This is a genomic window from Streptomyces sp. NPDC033180 (genome assembly GCF_055577645.1).
Map to the genome: position 1 here is coordinate 71175 of NZ_JBVIPU010000007.1, position 24671 is coordinate 95845.

The following is a 24671-nucleotide window of genomic DNA, read 5'->3' on the forward strand; positions in this document are numbered from 1 at the left end:
CCCCGCCGCGAGCTGATCGCGACGGGGCGGGTGCCGTTATGGCAGGCCTGGCCCGCCGGTCCGGAGACCTACTTGCATTTGTTGCCGGCGGCCGGGTTGAGGAGGCCGACCACGTTCACCGAGTTGCCGCACGCGTTGACGGGAACGTCCACGGGAACCTGAACGACGTTGCCGCTGAGGACGCCCGGCGACTTCTTGGCCGTGCCCTCGGCGTGGGAGCCGGGGCCCGGGCCGGCGACGGCGGAGCCGGCCCCGCCGATGACGGTGACCGCGGCGAACGCCGCTGCTGCCAGGATCGCGCACTTGCGCATGGTGTTACCTCCGGATGAGGGAAAGTGCTGAACCGAGCCTCACCCGCCCACGCCGCGCCAAAAACGCCGGTGGACCGTGCGGGGTAACGAGGGCACCCGTTAGTGGGATCAATGGACCGAATGCCGCCCTTGCGGACTCTTGCGGGCCCCTACGCCGAGCCCCTGCGCACCAGTTCCGTCGGCAGGACCACACTCTCCGTCGGCAGCTCGCCGCGGGACAGGAGCATGCGGGCCATCAGGCGGCCCATCTCCTCGATGTCCTGGCGCACCGTCGTCAGCGGGGGGTCCACCTGCTCCGCCACCGCCAGCATGTCGTCGAAGCCCACCACCGCGACGTCCCGCGGCACCCGCTTCCCCCGCTCCCGGAGGACCCGGAGCGCGCCCGACGCCGTCAGGTCGTTGGCGGCGAAGACCGCGTCCACGTCGGGGACGCGGTCCAGGAGCTCGCGCATCGCGCGTTCACCGCCGGCCGGGGTGAAGTCGCCCCGCGCGACGAACCTCTCCCCCGCATCCGGCAGAACGTCGCGGAATCCGTCGAGGCGGTCCACCGCCGACGTCTGGTCGAGCGCGCCGGTGATGTGCGCGATGCGGGTGCGGCCCAGCGACAGGAGGTGGCGGACCGCGTCCCTCGCCCCGCCGCGGTTGTCGCAGTCGACGTACGGAGACGTCACCGTCCCCTCCGGCCAGCCCGGGCGGCCCCCGAACACCGTCGGCACGCCCGCGCCCTGGATGATGCCGGGCAGCGGATCGTCCAGGTGCAGGGAGAAGACGAGGGCGCCGTCCACATGGCCGCCCGCCAGATAGCGGCCGACTCGCTCGTGGTCGTCCCTTCCCTCCGTGAGCAGCAGCACCAACTGGACGTCTCTGGACGTCAACTCCTTGCTGATGCCCCGCAGTTGCAGGGCGAAGAACGGGTCGGCGAAGACCCGTGTCTCCGGCTCGGCGATCACCACGGCGACCGCGTCATGGCGGCGGGTCACCAGACTGCGGGCGGCGCGGTTCGGCACGTAGCCGAGCTCGTCGACCGCCTGTCTGACCTTCTCGGCGAGCACCTCGCGTACGCCCGCATCGCCGTTGACGACGCGGGACACCGTGGCCCGGGAGACTCCGGCCCGTGCGGCCACGGCCTCCAGGGTGGGGCGCGGGGCGGCGCTCGGCGGCTCGGTCACGTGGGGCTCCTCGGGGGCGGTCCTGCTGGTGTGCGCCGGTCAGGATACGACCGGTGGGCGAGGCGCGCGGACACCACCTGCCCGCGTCACCTCCGCGCGTCCGTCCTGATCAGTTCGGCCGCCTTCTCCGCGAGCGCCACCGTGGGAGCGTGCGTGTGGCCGCGCGTGATCCGCGGCATGACCGAGGCGTCCACGACCCGCAGCGCCGTCACTCCCCGCACCCGCAGCGTCGGGTCGGTGACGGAAGCCTCGTCGCTGCCCATCCGGCAGGTGCCGACCGGATGGTAGAGCGTCTCGGACGCCCCGCGGATCGCCCGGGCGAGCGCCGCGTCGTCGACCGTGCCCGGATACGGCGCGAGGGGCCCCGAGGTGTACGGGGCGAGGGCACGCCCCGCGAGAAGTTCCTCCGCGCGGCGCACCCCGGCGACGAGCGTGCGGATGTCCGCATCCGCCGTCAGATAGCCGGGGTCGATGCAGGGCGCTGACCCGACTCCCGGGCCCCGGGGCGTGATCCGTCCCTCGCTCTCCGGCTGGAGCAGCACCACGCCGACGGTGATGCCGTGTTCGGTGGGCGGGGTCAGGCCGTGCTGGACGAAGGGGACGGGCGCGTAGATCAACTCGATGTCGGGGGCGGCAAGTTCGGGCCTGGTCCTGATGAAGGCGACGGCCTCGCCCACGTTCGAGGTGAGCGGGCCGCGTCCACCGAGCAGGCAGCGGCCGACGTTGGAGAGGGAGTCCGCGCCGGTCAGTGTGACGGGCTCCGGACAGCGCATGGTCACCGCGTAGGCAAGGTGGTCCTGGAGGTGGCGCCCCACGCCCGGGGACTCGATGCGCGGCTCGATGCCCACCTTCGCGAGGGTGTCCGGGTCACCGACGCCGGAGGCCTGGAGGAGCTGCGGTGAGCCGATGGCGCCCGCGCACAGCAGCACCTCGCGGCGGGCTATCAGCTTCCCGGGGACACCGTCGGCGATGACGCCGGCCACGCGCGTCCCGTCGAACTCCAGCCTGCGGACCCGCGCTTCGGTCAGGACGTCGAGGTTGCGGCGGCGCCCGGCCGGTTTCAGATAGCCGTCGGCGGCGCTCCACCGGCGCCCGCGGCGCTGGTTGACCGGGGTGAGCGCGAAGCCGCTGTGGTCGGGCTCGTTCAGCTCCGTCAGCTCGCGCAGGCCCGCCTCGCGGCAGGCGTCCAGGAACGCGCCGGTGGTCGGGTTGAGGGCACGCGGCGGAGAGATCCAGAGCGGCCCCTCGCTTCCGTACACGCTGTCCGCGCCGGCGCCGCCGGGCCCGCCCGTCCACCGCTCCGCGCGCCGGAAGTACGGCTCGATCGCGTCGTAGGACCACTCGGGCCCCGCCGCCTCACCCCAGGCGTCGTAGTCGTCGCGATGGCCGCGCACCCACATCATGGCGTTCATCGAGGACGAGCCGCCCAGCATGTGGCCGCGCGGCCAGTACAGCTCGCGGCCGTCGAGCGCGGACTGCTTCGCCGTGGAGTAGTCCCAGTCGTAGGGCGTCTTGAAGAGCTTCGGGAAGGCCGCCGGGATGCGGATCTCAGGCTTCCGGTCGCGTGGCCCCGACTCGACGAGCGCCACCCGTGCCGCGGGGTCCTCGGAGAGCCGCGCCGCGAGGACACACCCCGCTGAACCGGCACCGACGATGACGTAGTCGTACACGCTGTCCTTGCTCAACTCGACTCCCTTGAATGGCAGTTCACGGGGGATGGGCGCAGGGGACGTACCGGCGTGGCGCGTGGCTGAGGTGCATGGATGAGGCGTACAAGGAGTACACCCATCGTGGACCTCTGGGTAAAGGGATGGCACGAGGATCGGCCTGTCCTACACGATCTCCACATGACGCGCGCGATGAAGCCGTTCGGGGTGCCCCCGGTGGGCCCGGCCCGCATCGCCCCTGACCACGGCGCCCAGGCTGTCCGGATGTTCACGAAGCGGAGAGCGCGCAAGCAGGCGGAGCTGCACGAGGAGCTGGCCGCCGCGCTGCGGGGTCCGGACGTAAAGGTGCGGCGGATGGCGTCGGTCACCGCCGCCGAGTCCGGCGAACTTCACTGGGTGGCTCATCGGCCTCCTGGAACACGACCCCGATGTCTCGGTCCGCCGGCACGCCGCCACCGCGCTGCGATGGCTCGAGTACAGCCATGCCGACCACGCCCGCGCCGGCGCCGAGGCCCTGGCGTGCCAGGCGAACGCGGACGACCCGGAGATCCGCGCGCACAGCGTCTCCGACGCCCTGCGGCGCGGTGCCCCAAAGGCGTACGACCGGCTGCTGGTCGAGCTCGAATCCCCGCACGTCCACAGCCAGTTGCTCTCGGGCCTGCTGCACGTGCCCTTGGGCTCCGGTTTCGTCCTGCCCTCGCGCGCCCGGTGCGCAAGGCGCCCATCGAACGCCTCGAAGCTCTGCGTGCCGCGGGGTGGGCGGACCGGGACGCGCCCGGGCCCGCGACGGCCCGCCCGAACGTGGAGGTCCTTGAGCCCGCCGACCGGGCCGAGCTGCTCAGCGAGCTCATCGAGGCCGTACGCGGCCTCTGGGCCGGGCCAGGCCCTCCCCAGGCCCGGCCCGGCGGATCAGCGCCTAGCCGTGATCGTGCCCGGACGCCCCGGACGCGGACCCGGCGGCATGATGCGGCTCGTAGTCCGGGATCGTTCCGTCCGCCTTCTTCACCAGGAAGAGTCCCGCCATCCCCATGTCGGAGTGGCTCTGCACATGGCAGTGGTACATCCAGGCGCCCGCGCCCACCCCCTCCCCCGCGATGACCTGGAAGCCGAACGAGTCCCCCGGCCCGGTGATCTTGTCGTCGAGGACCTGGCTCGGATCGTCGGGGCCGGTGAGCAGGCCCGTGCGGTTGTCCGCCCAGCGATGACCGTGCACGTGGAACGTGTGGTAGTACTCGCCGTGCGTGATCGAGACGAACTCGACCCGATCGCCCACCGTGGCCTCGAAGTTGGGGCTGTCGTGACCCGCCTTGTTGTTGATCGTCATGTCGTTGAAGACGATCGTGAAGGTCTTGTCCGGCAGCAGGTCGCCCTTGCGGCGCACGATCAGCGCGCCGTAGAGCCCCTTGCGCACACCGCCCGTGCCGTGGTCGGTACCGACCACGTGGTCGTGGTAATGCCAGTAGCCCGCGGTCCCGGGACGCCAGGTGCCGTCCTTGCGGCGGCCCGGCGCGTGCGTGCGCCAGGTGTACGTGCGCTTACCTCCCGGTTCGACGTGACTCTTGGTGTGTCTGGTGCCGTCGCTGGATATCTCGTAGTCCATGCCGTGGACGTGCAGGCTGGCGTCGACGTCCGTCAGGTTCTCGAACTCGATGTGCAGGGTGTCGCCCTCGTTCAGCTCGATGAGCGGGCCGGGAATGGACGCCTTGCCCTTCTCCAGGCCGTAGCCCATCTGCCCGTCCGGCAGCTTCTCGGCGTACAACTTGATGCGGCGCACCTCGCCGCCCGCGGGCGCGGTCTTGGGCCCTTCGGCCGTGCTCGCCTCGGGCGCGGTAGCCAGCGACAACGATGTCACCCCGGCGGTCGCGACCGCCCCGCCCACGAGCATCCGCCGGTTGAAGCTCCGTCGGTCCATGCCGAACTCCCCACTGCGGTACGGAGACTGACGGGGCGCAGGTGGCCCCCGAGACGGCCACACGGTATCGGGGGGATCTTTGTTTATCCACACGCAGGACAAAGTTCGCGGAATTCCGGTGTTACCTATTGGCGAGTGGCCAAAAGAGGTCTAGCTTCATCCGCGCCTGTTGCTGTGACCGACGAGGGGTGGGTGTACTCATGCGGCTCACACCGCATCAAGAGCCCTTGGCTGTACGAGGGTTGAGCAGAGTCAGACGCAGACGGAACCGCCAGAGCCAGAACCACGATCGCCACCAGGTCGGCTCGCGCCGTGCCTGGGCCGCCGCTTTGCTCTCCGGAGCGATGGTCACCGGCGCGCTCTCCACACAGGCCGCCACCGCGCGGCCCTATCCCGAGCCGCCGTTGACAACGATGTCCCTGCCGTCACCGCCCGGCCAGGCGAACGTGCGCGTGCTTGTCTTCCACGGCTCGGCCGCGGACGGCGACGAGTCCCCGGTCGTGAACGCCGGGATCGAGGCCATCGAGAAGATCGGCCAATCCGGCCCGGCCGCCCAGCGGTTCAGGATCGAGGCGACCGACGACCCGGCGGTCTTCACGAACGAGGCCAAGCTCGGCAAGTTCAACGCGATCGCCTTCCTGACCGGCGGCGGCGACGTCCTCGACGCCGAGCAGGAAGCGGGACTCGAGGCCTACATGGAGGCGGGCGGCGGTTTCGTCGGCATCCATGACGCGGCCCGCGCCGAGCCGTACTCGACCTGGTTCACCGGTCTGATCGGCGCACGACCTGCCGACTCCAGCCCGGCGAACGTGCAGCGCGCCACCGTCGAGGTCGGCGACCGGGAGAACCCGGCCACCAAGGACCTGCCCCTGGAGTGGAAGCGTCCCGACCAGTGGCTGAACTGGACCAAGAACCCGACCGGCGAGGTCCACACGGTGGCCCGCGTGCGCGAGTCGACGTACCAGCCGGGCGAGAGCAAGAACGGCGCCGACCACCCGGTCTCCTGGTGCCGTGACTACGACGGCGGACGCTCCTTCTACACCGGCATGGGCGGCACGGCGGCCTCCTACGACGAGACCGACTTCCGGCAGCACCTGCGCGGCGCGCTGCTCTGGACGAGCCGCATCGCGCGCGCCGACTGCAAGTCGACGATCACGGCCAACTACAAGGCGTCGCGCCTGACCCAGGCCAACCAGCCGGGCCAGAACGACCAGATCGGCGAGCCGCACGGCCTGGTGACCGCGCCCGACGGCAAGGTCCTCTACATCGGCCGCGGCGGCGCCGACTCCTCGCAGCCGGTCATCACCGACTGGAACAACCCCGACGTCGGCAAGGGCAAGGGCGAGATCCACGTCTACGACCCCAAGACCAAGAAGTCGACCCTCGCGGGCGCGCTGACCGTCTTCGGCAACAAGGGCGGCGGCGACGAGCTGATCAAGGTCGAGGAGGGCCTGCTCGGCATCGAGCTCGACCCGAAGTTCGAGCAGAACGGCTGGGTGTACCTGCACTACACACCCCACTCGAAGATCAACCGCGAGACGCACATGGCCGAGCGCCACGTCTCCCGCTTCACGCTCGACCGGGCCACCGACAAGCTGGACATGGGCAGCGAGAAGGTGCTGCTCAAGTGGCCGGTGCAGATCCACAGTTGCTGCCACGCGGGCGGCGGGATGGCCTGGGACTCCAAGGGCAATCTCTACATCGCGACCGGCGACAACAACTCCTCGCAGTTCAGCGACGGTTACTCGGGCAACAACCCGCAGCCCAACTTCAAGGGCGTCTCCTTCGCCGACGCGCGCCGCACTGCGGGCAACACCAACAACCTCAACGGCAAGATCCTGCGCATCCACCCGGAGGACGACGGGACGTACACGCTCCCCTCGGGCAACCTCTTCACCGGCAAGGAGCCGGACGAGGGTGGCGGCAAGACGCGCGGTGAGATCTATGTGATGGGCGTCAGGAACCCGGCGCGCATCTCCATCGACAAGAAGACCGACACGCTCTACGCGGGCTGGGTCGGTCCTGACGCCGGTGCGCCGTCGACGACGTGGGGCCCCGCGAAGTACGACACGTTCGCCGCGATCACCCACGCCTCCAACCGCGGCTGGCCTTACTGCATGGGCAACAACCAGCCCTACCGCGACCGCAATCTGCCGGACCCGACGAAGCCGCTTGGCTGGTACGACTGCAAGAACCTCAAGAACGAGTCGCCCAACAACGACGGTCTGGTGAACATCCCGCCGGCCGAGCCGAACAACATCTGGTACTCGCCGCAGGGCGGCGGCGTCGACTACCCGCGTGACGCGAACGGCGTCCCGAGCTACAAGACGGAGGAGCAGAAGATCCTCCTGCCGTGGCTCAAGGGCGGCGGCCAGGCCACGATGAACGGCCCGGTCTACCGCTTCGACGCCGCCAACTCCAGCGCGGACAAGTGGCCTTCGTACTGGGACGGCAAGTGGTTCGTCGGCGACTTCTACGACGCCGACCAGCCCCGGCACGCGGTCCTGACCGACCCCAAGACGGTCGGCAGCGGCGGCCTGCCCACGCACGCCGAATCCCTGAAGAAGATCATCCCGATCGGCAACGACGGCATCAAGAACCTCATGGACTGGAAGTTCGCCGCCGACGGCTCGCTCTACGTCCTCGACTACGGCCGCGGGTTCTTCACCTCGGACTCCAAGTCGGCGCTGTGGCGCGTCACTTACTCCGGCGGCGAGGCCACACCGGCCGCCAAGGATCTCGCAAGGAAGGCCGGATGATGCGGGCGGTACGCAAGCGAGGACTCTGGACGGCGCTTCTCGCGTCGCTCCTGATGGTGCTCGGCCTGACGTCCACGGCGGCGAGTCAGCCGGACAGTCCCGGCCGGGCGGCGGCCCAGACCCTGACCTGGACCGCGAACAACGACATCGACAAGTACGCGTCCGCGCCCACCACCGCGGTCGCGGGCGCGACGACGATCGTCTTCGAGAACAGTGAGGCGACCGGCAACAACACCGGCATGCCGCACACGCTGACGTTCGACGTCTCGGACCCCGAGTACAACAACGACGTGCCGCTGAACATCCTGGCCAACCCGAACGACGACCAGGGCGGCAAGCACACCGCCGAGGTCACCCTGACGCCTGGCCGTTACCGCTACCACTGCACGATCCCCGGCCACGGGGCGATGCAGGGCATCCTGGTGGTGACCGAGGGCGGCGACGAGGACACGACCGCTCCCGAGACGGCGGCCAAGGTCGAGGGACAGACCAACTCCGATGGCGCGTACGTCGGTTCCGCCACCGTCTCGGTGACGGCGACCGACGAGGGTTCGGGCGTCGACAAGACCGAGTTCGCGGTCGGCGCGGACGGCGCCTGGCAGCCGTACACGGCGCCCGTGGTCGTCGACCAGGTCGGCACCCACAAGATCCGCTATCGCGCGAGCGACAAGGCGGGCAACGTGGCGGCGGAGAAGGCCGTCGACTTCACGGTGGTCCCACCCTCGTCCGACGACAAGACGCCACCGGAGACCTCGGCGACGGTGACCGGCGAGAAGAACGACAAGGGCGAGTACCTCGGGATGGCGACCGTCACCGTGACGGCGTCCGACACCGGCTCCGGCGTCAACAAGATCGAGTACGCGGTCGGTGACGGCGGCGCGTGGACGGCGTACACCGCGCCGGTCATGGTCCACGCGGCGGGCGCGCACAAGATCCGCTACCGCGCGTCGGACAAGGCGGGGAACCAGGCGGCTGAGAAGGCCGTCGAGTTCACCGTGGTCACGCCGCCGGTCGAGGACAAGACGCCGCCGGAGACCTCCGCGAAGGTCGAGGGCGACAAGAACTCGGACGGCGCGTACGTCGGCAAGGCGAAGGTGACGGTCACCGCGACCGACGCCGACTCCGGTGTCGACAAGGTCGAGTACTCGCTCGACGGCGGTCCGTATCTCGCCTACGCCGACCCGGTCGTCGTCGACCGCGTGGGCCGGCACACGGTGGCGTACCGCGCGAGCGACAAGGCGGGCAACACGGCGGAGGCGAAGGACGTCTCCTTCACCGTCGCGGAGGGCGGCGGCGTGCCGTCCCCCAACTGCGCCGAGTACGACGAGCGGTTGACGGTGATCGTCGGCACCATCGACACGGGCATCCCGAACCGGGTCACCAACAACCGGTGCCGCATCAACGAGATGATCGAGGACGAGAAGGAGTGGACGTCCCACGCGCTCTTCCTCAAGCACGTCAAGAGCGTCACGGACAAGCTCCTGCGGGCCGGTGAGATCGACCAGCGCGAGTACAACAAGATCAACCGCGCCGCCAAGCAGTCCGGCATCGGCAAGCCGGGCCAGACCGAGGGCTACCGCAAGATCTTCGACGGCACCCAGGAGTCCCTGAACAAGTGGGAGCAGGTCGGCGGCGGCAAGTTCGGGCTGAACGCGGACGGTTCGATCACCAGCAGCACCACCGTCGAGGGCATGGGCATGCTGTGGTTCCCGGAGCGCAAGTACGGCGACTTCTCGCTGAAGCTCCAGTGGCGGGACGACGCGCCGGGCAACGGCAACGCCAACGGCGGTGCCTTCGTGCGCTTCCCGCAGGTGCACGACCACCCGGAGGAGTCACGTCCGGAGTGGGTCGCCATCAAGTACGGGCATGAGGTGCAGATGCTCGACAGGCCCGCCGGCGACATGTACAAGACGGGGTCGATCTACGGCTTCGACCGGGTGGGTCTCGGCGGCGCCGGGGTCACCCCGAAGGGCACGTGGAACGACTACGAGATCAAGGTGGTGGACCAGCACTACTCGATCTACCGCAACGGCGTCCTGATCAACGAGTTCGACAACACCGGCGGCCAGGTCTTCACGCCACCGCGTGGCGACGACCCGGGCACGGACGGGCGGCGTTACTCGTCCGGCTATGTCGGGCTCCAGGTGCACGGGGTCACCGATGTGATCTCGTACCGGGACATCAGGATCAAGGAGCTGTAGTCACCGGGCTGTAGTTCCCGGCCGGCAGGACCGACCTCGGCCCCCGCTCCCCCACTTGGGGGCGCGGGGGCCGTTGTCAGTGCCGTACGGCATGCTTCTGATCAACGGGATCGAGGCACGATCGAGGCGCGGGGGAATCGGGGGGCCGGAAATGGCCACGGGGATCGAGGACGTCGACTGGGCGTCGATGGCGCATGCCTATGGAGACGCGTCGGACGTGCCGCGGCTGCTGCGGGGCCTGGCGTCGGCGGACCCGGAGGAGCGGGACATCGCTCTGGACGGGATGTACGGCGCGGTGCATCACCAGGGTGATGTCTATGACTCCACGGTCGCCTGCCTGCCGTTCCTCTTCGATCTCGTGGCCGACGCGTCGGTCGCCGACCGCGGGGCCCTCGTGGAGCTGCTGTGCAGCATCGCGGGCGAGGAGGAGCCCGACCCGGAGGAGCTCGCGGACCTTTTCGCGGACGAGGAGGAGGACACGGACCGGGCGGCGCACATTCTTGCCGCGAGCGCGATGATCCGGGGGCGGGCCGAGTTCTTCCTGGAACGCCTGGGCGACCAGGACCCGGGTCTGCGCGAGGCGCTGCCGCGGGCGCTGGCCCAGCTGCACGGCGACCCCGCGCGGGTGCTGAGGGCACTGCGCGAGCGGATCGCCGTGGAACAGGCGGACGAGGTCGTGCGGGCCCTGGTGCGGGCCGTCGGCCTGCTGGGCACCCGGCACGCGCAGCCGCTCGGCGCGGAGGCGGGCGCGTGTCTGCGCGCGGTCGTCGAGTCCGGCACCGCAGGCCCCGGGCTCCGTCTCACGGCCCTGGCGCAGCTGGCCGAGTGCGCTCCCGCCCTGCTGCCCGAAGACTCCGTGGCGATCGCCACGGAGGTGATGCGGACCGCGTACGGGACGGCGAGCGAGCGAGGCGAAGCTCCCGTCTCCCCCGATCGGCCGCGTACGAAGACGCTGGTGTCGCATCTGAGGGACATCGAGGCCGCGCACAGTGCGAGCATCGACACGAACGCGGCCGACGCACTTTTCGAGGAGCTGCAGGACGCGCTCGGCGACCGCACGGCCGAGCGGTTCGCGCTGCTGAACGACCAGCTGTGCGGCGCCCACCGGGGACAGCGCATGACCGCGGTCCGGCTGAGCGGGCGCCTGCTGACCGGCTGGCGCGCGCCGGACGACCGCACTGTGGTCCTGCTCGGACGCCAGCTCGCCGAGCATGACGAGGGGCTCTCGCGGGCCACGCTGAGCAAGCTGGCGCAGGTGTACCCCATCGCCCATGCCGCTGCGGACATGCTGACGGCGGCCCTGGTCGAGTGGGAGGGCCGGTGGGAGCCGGAAGGCTGGGAGTCCTCCCTCTTCGGCAAGGCCCTGGACGTACTGGCTCTGCAGGGTGACGCGCGGGCCGTGCCTCAGCTGACCACGGTGCTGGAGAGCGGCGCCGCCGTCCCGGAGCACCTGTTCCGGTGGGTCGGGGCGCTGGGCTCCGCCGCGGCGCCCCTGGCGCAGGTGCTGCACCGCCGGCTCACGTCAGTCGGTGGGAACGGCACACGGTCGGATGCCACGCGCCTCGTCGCGTCCCTCAGCCGACTGCGCCACACTGATTCCCTGCCGCTGGTGGTGGGTGTCCTGCGGGACCACCACGGCGCACAGACCCAGTCGTCCGTACTGAGGGCAGTCGGCAGGTTCGGGCGCGCTGCCGCGGACGTCGCGCCGTACCTCCGCGAGCTGGTGTCCGACAGCTCTCTCAGCAACAGCCATCGGATGGAGGCGGCGGACGCCCTGTGGGCGGTCACGGGCGAGAGTGACCTCGCCCTGCCGCTCCTGAGCGAGGCCCTGGCCGCGACGCGGCCCTACAACCGGAACCTCGCCCTGCGCATCACCAGGTCACTCGGCCCACCGGCCGCGAAACTGGCCCCTCGGCTGCGCGAGCTGAGCGCGGACGGGGGGTCCGACGAGGGGTCCTTGGAGGCGACCCTCGCTCTGTGGAAGGTACGGGCCGAGGCGGCCGAGGTGCTGCCGACGCTCCTGGCCCAGTGGGCGGCGAACCCCGCCACCCGTCCGGCGACGGCCGCCTGCCTGGCCGAGATGGGCTCGGAGGCGATGCCCGCTCTCCCCCTGATACGGGAGGAGTTGGCCGCCACCCGCCGCCACAACAACCGCGGCGCCCGGGGGAACCTGCGCCATGCCTGCGCCGAGGACGAGGCTCTGCTGAGCAGCTGCCGCGGCATCGCTGCCGCGCTGGCCCCCTAGCCGGACCCCGGGCACACCTCAGTCCTCGTGCCTGGCCCGACTCGGCTGCACCCGCTTCGGCTCGCCCGGCATCTTCGGGTACTCGGGCGGATAGGGCAGGTCGCCCAGGCCGTGGTCCCGTTCGTCCTGGGCGGCGAGTTCGAGGAGTGCCTCCAGGGAGAAGGCGTGCTTCTCCATGTCCGCGTGCACGTCTCCGACCTGGGCGAACCGCTCCGGCATGGTGCCGATGTCGAAGTCCTCCGGCACCGCGTCGTCGACCTCGTCCCAGCGCAGCGGCGCCGACACGGGGGCGTTCGGCCGGGGCCGCACCGAGTAGGCGGAGGCGATGGTGCGGTCGCGCGCTGTCTGGTTGTAGTCGACGAAGATCTTCGCTCCCCGCTCCTCCTTCCACCAAGCGGTCGTGACGGCGTCCGGCATGCGGCGCTCCAGCTCGCGCCCGACCGCGATCGCGGCCCGGCGCACCCCGGTGAAGTCCCACCGCGGTTCGATCGGCACGAAGACGTGCAGGCCGCGCCCGCCGGACGTCTTGGGCCAGCCCTTGAGGCCGAACTCGTCCAGCAGGGCGCGCAGTTCACGCGCCGCGCGCACCGCGTCGGCGTAGTCCGTGCCGGGCTGCGGGTCGAGGTCGATGCGGAGTTCGTCGGGATGGTCGAGGTCGTCGCGCCGTACCGGCCAGGGATGGAAGGTCAGCGTGTTGAACTGCGCGGCCCAGATGACCGCGGCGACTTCCATGGGGCACATCTCATCGGCCGTGCGGCCGCTGGGGAAGGCGATGGTGGCCGTGGGGATCCAGTCCGGGTGGTTCTTGGGGACGCGTTTTTGGTAGAAGAACTCACCGGTGACCCCGTCCGGGAAGCGCTGGAGCGTCGTGGGGCGCTCCCGCAGCGCGCGGACGATCCCGTCGCCGACCGCCAGGAAGTACTGGGCGACGTCCAGCTTGGTGAATCCCCGCTCCGGAAAGACGACCTTGTCCGCGCTGGACAGCCGCACCGTCCGCCCACCCGCGTCGAGCTCGACCGCTCTACCACCCATGCCGCCACGCTAGGCGCAACGGACGAGAGGCGCACACCGGGCACGAAGTGGCGTATGGGCACAGAATCGAGCCATGGATCTGCCGGTGATGCCCCCCGTCAAGCCCATGCTCGCCAAACCCGTGGCGAGGATCCCGCCGGGCATGCAGTACGAGGCCAAGTGGGACGGCTTTCGCGCGATCGTCTTCCGGGACGGCGCGGACCTGGAGATCGGCAGCCGTACGGGCAAGCCGCTGACCCGGTACTTCCCGGAGCTGGCCGCGGCCCTGCTCGACCGCCTGCCCGGCCGGTGCGTCCTGGACGGCGAGATCGTGATCGCGCGGGACGGGCGGCTCGACTTCGACGCCCTCACGGAGCGCATCCATCCCGCCGCCTCCCGGGTGCGCACGCTCGCCGAGCGGACCCCGTCCTCCTTCGTGGCCTTCGACCTGCTCGCCCTGGACGACGAGGCCCTCGTCGACACGCCCCTCACCGACCGCCGCACACGGCTGACCGAGGCTCTGGAGGGCGTGAGCGCCCCCGTCCACCTCGCGCCCGCCACCAAGGACCCCGAGCTGGCCCAGGAGTGGTTCGAGCAGTACGAGGGGGCGGGCCTCGACGGCATCATCGCCAAGCCGCTCGACCTGCGCTACCGGCAGAACGAACGCCTCATGTTCAAGATCAAGCACGAGCGCACGGCGGACTGCGTGGTCGCGGGCTACCGCTTCCACAAGAGCGGTCCCATCGTCGGCTCGCTCCTTCTCGGCCTGCACGACGAGACGGGCACCCTGCAGCACGTCGGGGTCTGCGCCGCGTTCTCCATGGCGCGGCGCGCGGCGCTGGTGGACGAGCTCGAACCGCTGCGGATGGAGTCGCCCGAGGGGCACCCCTGGGCCGCCTGGGCGGACGAGGCCGCGCACGAGACGTCCCGGATGCCGGGGGCGCCGAGCCGTTGGTCGGGCAAGAAGGACCTCTCCTGGGTGCCGCTGCGCCCCGAGAGCGTCTGCGAGGTGGCTTACGACCACATGGAGAACGGACAGCGCTTCCGGCACACCGCGCGCTTCCGCACCTGGCGACCCGACCGCACCCCCGACAGCTGCACGTTCGCCCAGCTGGAGGAGCCGGTCCGCTACGACCTGGCGGACGTACTGCGCTGACCCGGCCCGACCCGGCGCCGACCCTGCCGGGAACGCAATCGCGCCAATGTTCACGCCCGCGGCCTCGCGCCGCTTCCACGTCACGGACACCGACCGTAAGCTCCTGCGCCTGATACGGGAGTTACCTACGGTAAGGGGGCCGGGGCATGGGGCACTCGGGAGTTACGGGCAGCACGAGACGGACGTTTGTCGCGGGGGCGGCCGCGGCGGGCGGCGTGGCGGCACTGGGGGCGGGCGCGCTGCCGGCGGCGGCCGCCGGGCGCACTCCGCGGGCGGATGCGGCGAAGACTTCGGTGGCCGTGCTCGGCGGCGGCGTCGCGGGCCTGACCGCCGCGCATGAGCTGGCCGAGCGCGGTTTCGCCGTCACGGTCTACGAGCGCAGGGCGCTGGGCGGCAAGGCCCGCAGCATGGACGTACCGAACAGCGCGAAGGGCAACCGCAGGCCGCTGCCCGGCGAGCACGGGTTCCGCTTCATCCCGGGGATCTATCACAACCTCCCGGACACGATGCGCCGCATTCCCTTCCCGGGGAACGCGAACGGCGTCTGGGACAACCTCGCGGCGCCGCGCGAGATGTCGTTCGCGCGCACCGGACGCGAGGACATCCGGATGCCGATCCCATGGCCGGGCAGCGAGCCGGAGAAGCTCACACCGGACGACATCGCGCGGGCGCTCACCGCGCTCCTCGACACCGCCTTCAACCTTCCCGCGCACGAGGTCGCGTACTTCGTGAACCGCGCCCTGGTCTTCCTCACCAGCTGCGACGAACGCCGCGACAGCACCTGGGAGTCGACGCCCTGGTGGGAGTTCGTGCGCGCCGCGCAGATGTCGAAGGACTACCAGCGCATCCTCGCGATCGGCGTCACCCGCAACATCGTCGCCACCAAGGCCGAGGAGGCGAGCACCCGCACCGTCGGCACGCTCGGCGAGGCCTTCGTCTTCAACGCGCTCGGCCAGGGCGCGGACGGCCCGCCGGACCGGCTGCTCGACGCGCCGACGAACGAGGCCTGGATCGACCCCTGGGTGACTCATCTGGAGTCTCTGGGCGTGGAGTTCAAGGTCGGCTGGAGCGTGCGCCAGTTGGGCTTCGCGGGCGGCCGCATCACGAAGGCCGTCATCGAGGACCCCGAGGGCGTACGCCGTGACATCACCGCCGACCAGTACGTACAGGCCATGCCGGTGGAGCACGCGCGCAGGACGTGGAGCGCCGAACTGAAGGCTGCCGACCCGCAGTTGGCGCGCTGCGACAAGCTGGAGACGGACTGGATGACGGGCATCCAGTTCTATCTGACGGAGCGTCCGCCCTTGGTGAAGGGCCACTTCAACTGCATCGACTCGCCCTGGTCGCTCACCGGCATCGCCCAGGCGGGCCACTGGACGGACCGCGACTTCCCCGCGGACTACGGAGACGGCGTCGCGGTCGAGTGTCTTTCCGTGGACATCTCCGAGTGGGACAAGCCGGGGATCCTCTACGGCAAGACCGCCAAGCAGTGCACGCGCGAGGAGATCGCCAAGGAGGTGTGGGCGCAGCTCAAGGCCGCGCTCAACGACACCGGCAAGGTGGTCCTGAGCGACAGCAAGCTGCACTCGTGGTTCCTGGACCCGGGCGTCGACGGCCTCGGGACGCCGAACCCGACCAACGAGGACGAGCTGCTCATCCACCCGGTGGGCACCCTGCACAACCGCCCGTCGGCCGCCACGAAGATCCCCAACCTCTGTCTGGCAGGCGACTACGTGGCCGTACCGATCGACCTGGCGACGATGGAGGGCGCCAACACGTCAGCACGCCAGGCGGTGAACGCCATCCTGGAGAGGGTCGGTTCGGATGCCGCACCGTGCACGGTGACCTCCCTGTTCCGCGCGCCCGCGATCGAGCTCCTCAAGCGCCACGACCGCACCCGCTACCGGCTCGGCCTGCGCAACGCCCTCGATCTGGGCTGAAGGGCCGAAGAGCGGGAGGCGGCGAGGCTGAGGGACTCGGAGACGGGAGAGCAGAGGCGTACGGGGTAGGAAGCCTGCATGGGAACGCGGACTGGGGCAGGGACACGGACACGACGCACGACGGTGGCGGCGGTGGCGGCCGTCGCCGCCCTGGCCCTGGCGCCCGGCTGCACCCTGAGCGACACGGCAGGCGACGGGAAGGCGCCCTCCGGTGACGGAGGGCGCGTACTCGCCGTGAAGATCGACAACGTACGTCCGGCGCGTCCCCAGACGGGCCTGGAGGCGGCGGACGTCGTGTACGCGGAGCAGGTCGAGGCGGGTCTCAGCCGCCTGATGGCGGTGTACGCCGACCGGCTGCCACCCGTCATCGGCCCGGTGCGCAGCGCGCGGGAGACGGATCTGGAGCTGCTTCGGCAGTTCGACGATCCGGCTCTCGTGTTCTCCGGGGCGCAGTCGAAGCTCCTCCCGCTCATCTCGGCGGCTCCCCTGCGACAGCTGTCCCCCGGCAAGGCTCCGGGGGACGCCTACTTCCGGGGCGGCGACAAGGTCGCCCCGCACAACCTCTTCGTACGCCCGAAAGCACTGGACGCCGACTTGGGCGAGGGAGGCCTGGAGAGCACGGGCTTCCGCTTCGGCCCGCGACCGAAGGGCGGCACCCCGGAACGTGAGCAAACCGTCCGCTTCCCGGCGGCGCGGTTCACCTTCACCTGGTCCGCCGGGCAGGAGCGCTGGCTGGTCTCCATGGACGGCGAGCGGGCCCGCACCACCGACGGCGGGACGCTGGCCGCGTCGACCGTCGTCGTGCAGTACGTGAAGATGCGCGAGTCGCGCTTCCACGACCGCTCGGGCAACAACACGCCCCTCACCGAGACCGTCGGCTCGGGCAAGGCGCGGGTCCTGCGGGACGGCCGTGCCTACGAGGCGCGCTGGGAGCGGCCGTTGCCGCAGGACGGCACGGAGTTCACGACGGCGGACGGCGGCGAGCAACTGCCGTTCGCCAAGGGCCAGGTGTGGGTGGTGTACGTGAAGGCCTGACTCAGGCCCGGGGGGCGGCGACGGCCTCCGCGGGATTGCGCAGGCCCTCTGCCGCGTCCGAGACCCGCTGGATGAGGTCGAAGAACACGGTCTGCTCGTCCGCGGAGAGCGGCCCGAGGAAGACCTGGTTCATCCGGGCCGTCCGCACGGTCAGCTTGCGGTGCGTGCGCTTGCCCTCGTCGGTGAGGTGCAGCAGATACCGGCGGCCGTCCTGCGGGTCGCGGACCTTGTCGAGCAGCTCGCGGCGCATCAGGCGGCTGATGACCTCCGCGATGGTGGACCGGTCGAGGCCGACCCGCTCGCCGACGGTGCGCTGGTCGAGGCCGGGCTCGGCGACGAGCGCGTTCAGGACGGCGAACTGCGGCGAGGTGATCTCCTCGGAGACCATCGTGTTCCACAGCAGGTAGTGCGCCTGCTGCAGACGCCGGGCCAGGTGCCCGGGGTGGGTGGTCAGGTCCACCGCGGCCATGAGTTCCTCCACTGCCTGTGCCGAAGATTTCTGTAGGTGCACTGAACACTACTCGCTCTTGACGGCCCCGGGAACGAGTGGCAGCGTAAGTTCAACCTCGTGGAAATAGTCAGTGCCCTGATTAATGAGCAGGGCATCGAAGGCCTGGAAGAGATGGGGCTCGACGGATGGACAAGGTGGTGGCCTCGGCCGCCGGCGCGGTGGCCGATGTGGGGGACGGTTCGTCCCTTGCGGTGGGCGGGTTCGGGCTGAGCGGTGTGCCCGGCGTGCTGATCGGGGCGCTGTACGAGGCCGGCGTGTCGGGCCTGCGGGTGGTGTCCAACAACTGCGGGGCGATGGAGTCGGGTCTCGCCGTACTGCTCTCGGCGGGCCGGATCGCGCGGGTGACCGGTTCGTACATCGGCGCCAACAAGGAGTTCGCCCGCCAGTACCTGGGCGGCGAGCTGGAGGTGGAGATGATCCCGCAGGGCACGCTCGCGGAGCGGCTGCGCGCGGGAGGGTGCGGCATTCCCGCGTTCTACACGCCGGCCGGGGTGGGCACGCAGGTCGCCGACGGCGGACTGCCCTGGCGCTACGACGGCTCGGGCGGGGTGGCGCTCGCCTCGCCTGCCAAGGAGGTGCGGGAGTTCGACGGGCGGGAGTACGTCCTGGAGCGCGGCATCCGGACCGACTTCGCGCTGGTGCGGGCCGCCAAGGGCGACCGGCACGGGAACCTCGTGTTCAACAAGTCCACCCGCAACTTCAACCCCCTGGCCGCGATGGCCGGACGGGTCACGATCGCCGAGGTGGAGGAGCTGGTCGAGCCGGGCGAGATCGACCCCGACGCGGTGCATCTGCCGGGGATCTACGTCCAGCGGGTCGTCGAGCTGACGCCGGAGCAGGCCACCCACAAACAGATCGAGAGGCGCACGGTCTCCGCGCCCGAGGAGCAACCCCCTGCGCAAGGAACGGTGAGCGACTGATGGCCTGGACCCGCGACCAGATGGCCGCCCGCGCCGCGCGCGAACTGCGCGACGGCCAGTACGTGAACCTGGGCATCGGCCTGCCCACGCTGATCCCCAACCACCTCCCCGAGGGCGTCGAGGTGGTCCTGGAGTCCGAGAACGGCATCCTCGGCGTGGGCCGCTACCCTACGGACGCCGAGGTGGACCCGGACCTGATCAACGCGGGCAAGGAGACGGTGACTGTCCGCCCCGGCGCCGCCTACTTCGACTCCGCGCTGTCCTTCGGGATGATCCGCGGCGGCCATATCGACGTCGCGGTGCTCGGCGCCATGCAGGTCTCCGAGCGCGGAGACCTGGCCAACTGGGCCATCCCCGGCAAGATGATCACGGGGATCGGCGGGGCGATGGACCTGGTGCACGGTGCGCGCACGGTGATCGTGGCGATGACGCACACCGCCAAGGACGGCTCCCCCAAGATCCTCGATGAGTGCGCGCTGCCGCTGACCGGCAAAGGCTGCGTGAACCGGATCATCACGGATCTCGGCGTCCTGGACGTCACCGAAACCGGTCTGGAACTCGTCGAGTTGGCGCCCGGCGTCACTCCCAGGGAGATCACCACCAAGACAGCGGCCAGGGTCCGCGTCCCCGAAGCCTTCTCCGATGCGATCTCCGAAGGAAGCCGTCATGAGCCTGCGTGACGTCTACATCGTCGACGCCGTACGCACCCCCGTCGGCAAGTACAACGGCGCGCTCGCGAGCGTCCGCCCGGATGATCTCGGCGCTCACGCGATCCGTGAACTCCTGTCCCGTACACCGGACTTGGACCCCTCACGGATCGGCGACGTCTACTTCGGCAACGCGAACGGCGCGGGTGAGGAGAATCGCAACGTCGCACGGATGGCCGCCCTGCTCGCCGGTCTCCCGGTGACGGTGCCGGGCGTGACCGTCAACCGGCTCTGCGCCTCCGGGCTCGAAGCCGTCATCCAGGCCGCGCGGGCCATCGCGCTCGGTGACGTCTCCATCGCCCTGGCCGGCGGAGTCGAGTCGATGACCCGCGCCCCCTACGTCCTGCCGAAGAGCGAGAGCCCCTTCCCCGCCGGGAACACCGAGCTGTACTCCACCACCCTGGGCTGGCGCATGGTCAACCCGAGGATGGAGCCGCAGTGGACGGTCCCGCTGGGCGAGAGCGCCGAACTCGTCGCGGACAAGCACGGGATCACGCGCGAGCAGCAGGACGCGTATGCCCTGAGCAGTCATCAGAAAGCCTCCGCCGCACAGCAGAACGGTCTCTTCGACGCGGAGATCGCGCCGGTCGCCGTCCCCCGGCGCAGGGGCGAGCCCGTCCTCTTCGAGCGCGACGAATGCGTACGCGCCGACGCGTCCCGGGAGGCGATGGCCAAGCTCAAGCCGTCCTTCCGCGCCCCGGGAGGCACGGTCACGCCCGGCAACGCGTCACCGCTCAACGACGGCGCGGCCGCGCTGCTCCTGGTCGACGAGGAGGGCCTGGAGGCGACGGGCCGTGAGCCGCTGGCCCGCGTCTCGGCGTCCGCGGTCTCCGCGACCGAGCCGCACTACTTCGGCCTCGCGCCGGTAGAGGCCGTCAACCGCGCTCTCGCAAAAGCGGGCCGGTCCTTCGGCGATCTGAGCACACTGGAGCTGAACGAGGCTTTCGCGGCCCAGGTGTTGGGGTGCGCGGCCGAATGGCCGGACCTCGACCCGGGGGTCCTGAACCCTCAGGGCGGCGCCATCGCGCTCGGCCATCCACTCGGCGCGTCCGGAGCGCGGCTCGCCGGGACCGTCGCCCACCAGCTCGCCCGGCGCGGCTCGGGTACGGGCGTCGCCACCCTCTGCATCGGCGTCGGGCAGGGCCTGGCCCTGGTCCTCGAACGCTGACGCACAACCCCCAGCCCCCAGCCCTCATCCCGCAGCACGCTGTACTCACGGACTCACGGAGCCGACAGACATGCCCCTCACCGAACCCCTGCCCGACGGGCTGAGCCAGCAGGAGATAGACGCGGAGGTCGCCAAGGCGCAGGCCGCGGCCGCCCCCTCCGATCACCCCCCGCGCGACTATCCCCCGTACCGCAGCAGCCACTTCCGCCACCCCGAGCAGCCGCTGATCCCGCTGCGCGACCCGGAGGCGGTGGAGCGATACGGCCCGGCCTTCGGCGTCACCGACATCACGGCGCTCGACCGCGACCTGACGCGCCAGCACCTGGGCGAGCCGCTCGGTGAGCGCATCACCGTCTCCGGCCGTGTCCTCGACCGCGAAGGGCGGCCCGTACGCGGGCAGTTGGTCGAGCTGTGGCAGGCCAACGCCTCCGGCAGGTACGCCCACCAGCTGGACCAGCACCCGGCGCCCCTCGACCCGAACTTCACGGGCTTCGGCCGCTGCCTGACCGACGACGAGGGAACGTACTCCTTCACGACCATCAAGCCGGGCGCGTACCCGTGGCGCAACCACGTCAACGCGTGGCGCCCCGCGCACATCCACTTCTCGGTCTTCGGCACCGCCTTCACGCAGCGCCTGGTGACACAGATGTACTTCCCGGGCGACCCGCTGTTCCCCTACGACCCGGTCCTGCGCTCGGTCACCGACGAGGCGGCGCGAGCACGCCTGGTCTCCGCCTACGACCACGATCTCTCCGCCCCCGAGTGGGCCCTCGGCTACCGCTGGGACATCGTGCTCGACGGCCCCGCCGCGACGCTCTTCGAGGAAGGCGACCACCACTGATGTCGTACGCTCCGACTCCCTCTCAGACGGTCGGCCCCTTCTACGGCTACGCACTGCCCTTCCCGCGGGGCGGCGAGGTCGCACCGGCCGGCCACCCGGACACGGTCACCCTGCACGGGTATGTCCACGACGGCGCGGGAAACCCCGTCCCCGACGCGCTCATCGAGACCTGGCAGCCCGCACCCGACGGCTCCCGCACGGGTGCGCCGGGGTCGCTGCGGCATGATCCGGTCACCGGCGAGGTCATCGGCCGTGACGGCGTCGCGTTCACCGGGTTCGGCCGCGTCCCGACCGACGCGGACGGACACTGGACGGTCCGTACGCTGCCGCCGGGCGGCGTCTCGTACATCGCGGTCGCGGTCTTCGCGCGCGGTCTGCTCCATCACCTGTACACACGCGCCTACCTGGTCGACGAGCCCGGCGATCCGCTCCTCGGCTCGCTCGACCCGGCGCGGCGCGCGACGCTGGTCGCCCACCCCGAGATGAGCCACACGTACCGTTTCGACATCCGCCTTCAGGGCGAGGGCGAAACGGTGTTCCTGGAGTTCCAGTGAGTGTTGACGATTCCGGCTGCTTCGACGTCGGCCTGCTGGCCCCCGGGCGAGCGGGCACCCCGGCCGAGGCCGCGACGGGCGACACCGCCCTTCTGCAGGCGATGCTGGACGCGGAGGCGGCGCTGACGCGGGCCCAGGCCGAGGTGGGTCTGGCACCGGCGGAGGCGGTGACGGCCGTCGCCACGGCGGCGCGCGCCGAACACTTCGACGTACGCGATGTGGCGCTGCGCGCGGGGGCCGGCGGCAATCCGGTGATCCCGCTGGTCGCGGACCTGACGGCGGCGGTGCCCGCGGACGCGGCGCCGTACGTCCACCGGGGGGCGACCAGCCAGGACATCATGGACACGGCGATGATGCTGGTCGCGCGGCGCACGCTGGACCTGGTCCTGGTGGACCTGACCCGCACGGAGGCGGCGCTGGCCCGCCTGGCGTCGGAACACCGGGACACGGTGATGCCGGGCCGCACCCTGACTCAGCACGCGGTCCCGACGACGTTCGGTCTGAAGGCCGCGGGCTGGCGGGCGCTGGTCCTCGACGCGCGGGACAGGGTGCGGGCGGTGCGGGCCTCGCTTCCGGCTCAACTGGGGGGCGCGGCAGGCACGTTGGCCGCCTTTGCGGCCTACGCGGACAGTTCGCGCCCTGGTGCCCCGTCGCCGGGTGACCCATCGGCGGATGCCCCGTCGGCGGGTGTCCCGTCGCCGGGTGTCCCATCGGCGGGTGACCTCGGGGACAGCATCGTCTCCGCCTACGCCCGCCAGCTCCGGCTGGCCGAGCCCGCCCTCCCCTGGCACACCCTCCGCACCCCGGTGGCCGACCTCGCCGGAGTCCTCGCCTTCACCGCCGGCGCCCTGGGCAAGACGGCCGTGGACATCCTCACCCTTACTCGTACGGAGATCGCCGAGGTCACCGAGGGTGCTGGTGGCGGCTCCTCCGCCATGCCCCACAAGGCGAACCCCGTACGCTCCACCCTCGTCGCGGCCGCCGCCCGCCGCGCCCCCGCCCTGGCCGCCACGCTCCACGCGTCGATGGCCGCCGAGGACGAACGCCCGGCAGGCGCCTGGCACGCGGAGTGGGAGCCCCTGCGGGACCTCCTGCGTACGGTCGGCGGCGCGAGCCTCCACGCGGCGGAACTCACCGAGAACCTCCGGGTCCACCCGGGGACGATGCGCGAACACCTCGGCCTCACCCACGGGTTGATCGTCTCCGAACGCCTCACCGCCGAGCTGACGCCCCTGTTGGGCCGGGCGCGCGCCAAGGAGCTCCTCACGTCGGCGGCCCACCGCACCCGCGACGAGGGCAGGACGCTCGCGGAGGTACTCGCCGAAGAACCCGACCTGACGGCCGTGGACCTCACCGAACTCACCGACCCCGCCCGTTACACCGGCTCCGCAGGAGCCCTCACGGACCGCGCCCTGGAGCGACGATGACCAGCAAACTGCCGCACCACACCACTGAGGGCGCCCCGACCGCTCCCCCGCTCTTCCTCGGCTCCTCCGTCGGCACCTCCACCGCCCTGTGGGACGCCGTGGCGCCCGAACTCTCCACCACCCACCGGGTCATACGCTGGGACCTGCCCGGTCACGGCAGGTCTCCCGCCGAGCTGATCGGCCCGGGAGCGACCGTCGCCGACCTGGCCGCCCTCGTCCTCGCGCTCGCCGACTCCCTCGGCATCGACCGTTTCGCCTACGCGGGTGTCTCCCTCGGCGGCGCCGTCGGTCTGCACCTGGCCGCGCACCACCCGGAGCGCGTGGAGAGCCTCGCCGTGATCTGCTCGTCGGCGCACTTCGGCGGCAGTGCGCGCTGGCAGGAGCGCGCGGCCCTCGTACGCCGCGAGGGCCTCGCCGGCCTCGCACAGAGCGCGCCGGAGCGCTGGTTCACCGCCGGGTTCACGGTCCCCGGTCTGGTGGACGACCACCGGACCACCGACCCCGACGCGTACGCCGCGTGCTGCGACGCGCTGGCCGCGTACGACATCAGGGAGTCCCTGGCCACGATCACCGCTCCCACGCTCGTCGTCGCGGGCCGCGAGGACCCGGCGACGCCGCCCGCCCACGCGCGCGAGATCGCCGACGCGGTGCCCGGCGCCTCCCTCACGGAGCTGGCGGGCGCCTCGCACCTGGCGCCGGCCGAGCGCCCGGAGGCCGTGACCGCCGCGCTGCGCACGCACCTGACGGGGGCGGCGACGAGCGGCATGGCCGTACGCCGGGCTGTCCTCGGGGACGCTCACGTGGACCGCGCCCAGGGGAACACCACTCCCTTCACGGCCCGCTTCCAGGACTTCATCTCGCGCTACGCCTGGGGCGAGATCTGGACCGATCCCACCCTCGCGCGCCGCGAACGCAGCATGATCACCATGACCGCCCTGGTCGCGCACGGGCACTACGACGAGCTGGCCATGCATGTCCGGGCGGCCCGCCGCAACGGGCTCACGCCCGAGGAGATCGGCGCGGTGCTGCTCCAGACGGCGGTCTACTGCGGTGTGCCCGCCGCCAATTCCGCGTTCGCGGTGGCACAGCGGGTCATCGCCGAGGAGTAGCGGTCACCCCAGACCGTTTAGGCTGCTG

The 24671-nt window shown here is 71.1% G+C and carries 20 protein-coding genes; 13 read left to right on the top strand and 7 right to left on the bottom strand.

Annotation, left to right across the window (positions count from 1 at the left end; all coding sequences use genetic code 11):
- Nucleotides 1-68 precede the first annotated feature (68 nt).
- The 5 genes from ACZ5WE_RS20650 to ACZ5WE_RS20670 all read right to left on the bottom strand — a co-directional run bounded on the left by ACZ5WE_RS20650 (nt 69) and on the right by ACZ5WE_RS20670 (nt 5059).
- Entirely contained in the window at nt 69-311 is a 243-nt protein-coding gene (locus ACZ5WE_RS20650) for a chaplin (protein ID WP_467691044.1), read from the bottom strand.
- 149 nt (nt 312-460) lie between these two features.
- The gene (locus tag ACZ5WE_RS20655; protein WP_467691046.1) at nt 461-1480 is read right to left on the bottom strand and encodes a LacI family DNA-binding transcriptional regulator; all 1020 of its coding nucleotides are present in this window, start codon (nt 1478-1480) and stop codon (nt 461-463) included.
- An 86-nt stretch (nt 1481-1566) separates the two neighbouring features.
- Nucleotides 1567-3165, bottom strand: coding sequence for a GMC family oxidoreductase (locus ACZ5WE_RS20660; protein ID WP_467691048.1), 1599 nt, complete (start codon nt 3163-3165; stop codon nt 1567-1569).
- Between the two features lie 147 nt (nt 3166-3312).
- Nucleotides 3313-3552: a hypothetical protein gene (locus ACZ5WE_RS20665; protein ID WP_467691050.1), complete on the bottom strand. Its 240-nt coding sequence runs from the start codon at nt 3550-3552 to the stop codon at nt 3313-3315.
- Between the two features lie 511 nt (nt 3553-4063).
- Nucleotides 4064-5059, bottom strand: coding sequence for a multicopper oxidase domain-containing protein (locus ACZ5WE_RS20670; protein WP_467691052.1), 996 nt, complete (start codon nt 5057-5059; stop codon nt 4064-4066).
- A 344-nt stretch (nt 5060-5403) separates the two neighbouring features.
- On the opposite strand from ACZ5WE_RS20670, the gene ACZ5WE_RS20675 reads away from it, so the two are divergent.
- The 3 genes from ACZ5WE_RS20675 to ACZ5WE_RS20685 all read left to right on the top strand — a co-directional run bounded on the left by ACZ5WE_RS20675 (nt 5404) and on the right by ACZ5WE_RS20685 (nt 12264).
- A complete protein-coding gene (locus tag ACZ5WE_RS20675) occupies nt 5404-7818 on the top strand; it encodes a ThuA domain-containing protein (RefSeq protein WP_467691366.1) in 2415 nt (804 codons plus the stop codon).
- A complete protein-coding gene (locus ACZ5WE_RS20680) occupies nt 7818-10019 on the top strand; it encodes an OmpL47-type beta-barrel domain-containing protein (protein ID WP_467691368.1) in 2202 nt (733 codons plus the stop codon). The genes ACZ5WE_RS20675 and ACZ5WE_RS20680 overlap by 1 nt, the downstream gene beginning before the upstream one ends.
- Nucleotides 10020-10170: 151 nt before the next feature.
- Entirely contained in the window at nt 10171-12264 is a 2094-nt protein-coding gene (locus ACZ5WE_RS20685) for a HEAT repeat domain-containing protein (RefSeq protein WP_467691053.1), read from the top strand.
- Nucleotides 12265-12282: 18 nt separating this feature from the next.
- Here ACZ5WE_RS20685 and ligD read toward each other — a convergent pair whose 3' ends face one another.
- Nucleotides 12283-13296, bottom strand: a complete 1014-nt coding sequence (gene ligD / locus ACZ5WE_RS20690) for a non-homologous end-joining DNA ligase (protein WP_467691055.1) — start codon at nt 13294-13296, stop codon at nt 12283-12285.
- Nucleotides 13297-13369: 73 nt separating this feature from the next.
- Between ligD and ACZ5WE_RS20695 the strand changes: the two genes are divergently transcribed.
- The 3 genes from ACZ5WE_RS20695 to ACZ5WE_RS20705 all read left to right on the top strand — a co-directional run bounded on the left by ACZ5WE_RS20695 (nt 13370) and on the right by ACZ5WE_RS20705 (nt 17406).
- Nucleotides 13370-14431: an ATP-dependent DNA ligase gene (locus tag ACZ5WE_RS20695; RefSeq protein ID WP_467691056.1), complete on the top strand. Its 1062-nt coding sequence runs from the start codon at nt 13370-13372 to the stop codon at nt 14429-14431.
- A 146-nt stretch (nt 14432-14577) separates the two neighbouring features.
- Nucleotides 14578-16371 (top strand): hydroxysqualene dehydroxylase, encoded by a 1794-nt coding sequence (locus ACZ5WE_RS20700; protein WP_467691058.1) that lies wholly within the window; start codon nt 14578-14580, stop codon nt 16369-16371.
- Nucleotides 16372-16449: 78 nt separating this feature from the next.
- Nucleotides 16450-17406 carry a DUF3048 domain-containing protein gene (locus ACZ5WE_RS20705; RefSeq protein ID WP_467691059.1) on the top strand — a complete coding sequence of 319 codons (957 nt, stop codon included), beginning with the start codon at nt 16450-16452 and terminating at the stop codon, nt 17404-17406.
- 1 nt (nt 17407) lies between these two features.
- Here ACZ5WE_RS20705 and ACZ5WE_RS20710 read toward each other — a convergent pair whose 3' ends face one another.
- Nucleotides 17408-17875 carry a MarR family winged helix-turn-helix transcriptional regulator gene (locus ACZ5WE_RS20710; RefSeq protein WP_467691061.1) on the bottom strand — a complete coding sequence of 156 codons (468 nt, stop codon included), beginning with the start codon at nt 17873-17875 and terminating at the stop codon, nt 17408-17410.
- Nucleotides 17876-18042: 167 nt separating this feature from the next.
- Between ACZ5WE_RS20710 and ACZ5WE_RS20715 the strand changes: the two genes are divergently transcribed.
- From ACZ5WE_RS20715 to pcaDC, 7 genes are all read left to right on the top strand, one after another.
- Complete coding sequence (locus ACZ5WE_RS20715; RefSeq protein WP_467691063.1) at nt 18043-18837, top strand: CoA transferase subunit A; 795 nt, start codon at nt 18043-18045, stop codon at nt 18835-18837.
- Nucleotides 18837-19517, top strand: coding sequence for a CoA transferase subunit B (locus tag ACZ5WE_RS20720; protein ID WP_467691065.1), 681 nt, complete (start codon nt 18837-18839; stop codon nt 19515-19517). Before ACZ5WE_RS20715 ends, ACZ5WE_RS20720 begins: the two co-directional genes overlap by 1 nt.
- The gene (locus tag ACZ5WE_RS20725; protein ID WP_467691370.1) at nt 19510-20712 is read left to right on the top strand and encodes a thiolase family protein; all 1203 of its coding nucleotides are present in this window, start codon (nt 19510-19512) and stop codon (nt 20710-20712) included. Before ACZ5WE_RS20720 ends, ACZ5WE_RS20725 begins: the two co-directional genes overlap by 8 nt.
- 70 nt (nt 20713-20782) lie before the next feature.
- Entirely contained in the window at nt 20783-21553 is a 771-nt protein-coding gene (pcaH, locus tag ACZ5WE_RS20730; RefSeq protein ID WP_467691067.1) for a protocatechuate 3,4-dioxygenase subunit beta, read from the top strand.
- Nucleotides 21553-22107 (top strand): protocatechuate 3,4-dioxygenase subunit alpha, encoded by a 555-nt coding sequence (pcaG, locus tag ACZ5WE_RS20735; protein ID WP_467691069.1) that lies wholly within the window; start codon nt 21553-21555, stop codon nt 22105-22107. The genes pcaH and pcaG overlap by 1 nt, the downstream gene beginning before the upstream one ends.
- Nucleotides 22104-23534: a 3-carboxy-cis,cis-muconate cycloisomerase gene (gene pcaB / locus ACZ5WE_RS20740; RefSeq protein WP_467691071.1), complete on the top strand. Its 1431-nt coding sequence runs from the start codon at nt 22104-22106 to the stop codon at nt 23532-23534. Before pcaG ends, pcaB begins: the two co-directional genes overlap by 4 nt.
- Nucleotides 23531-24643 carry a bifunctional 3-oxoadipate enol-lactonase/4-carboxymuconolactone decarboxylase PcaDC gene (gene pcaDC / locus ACZ5WE_RS20745; protein WP_467691073.1) on the top strand — a complete coding sequence of 371 codons (1113 nt, stop codon included), beginning with the start codon at nt 23531-23533 and terminating at the stop codon, nt 24641-24643. Before pcaB ends, pcaDC begins: the two co-directional genes overlap by 4 nt.
- Nucleotides 24644-24671 lie beyond the last annotated feature (28 nt).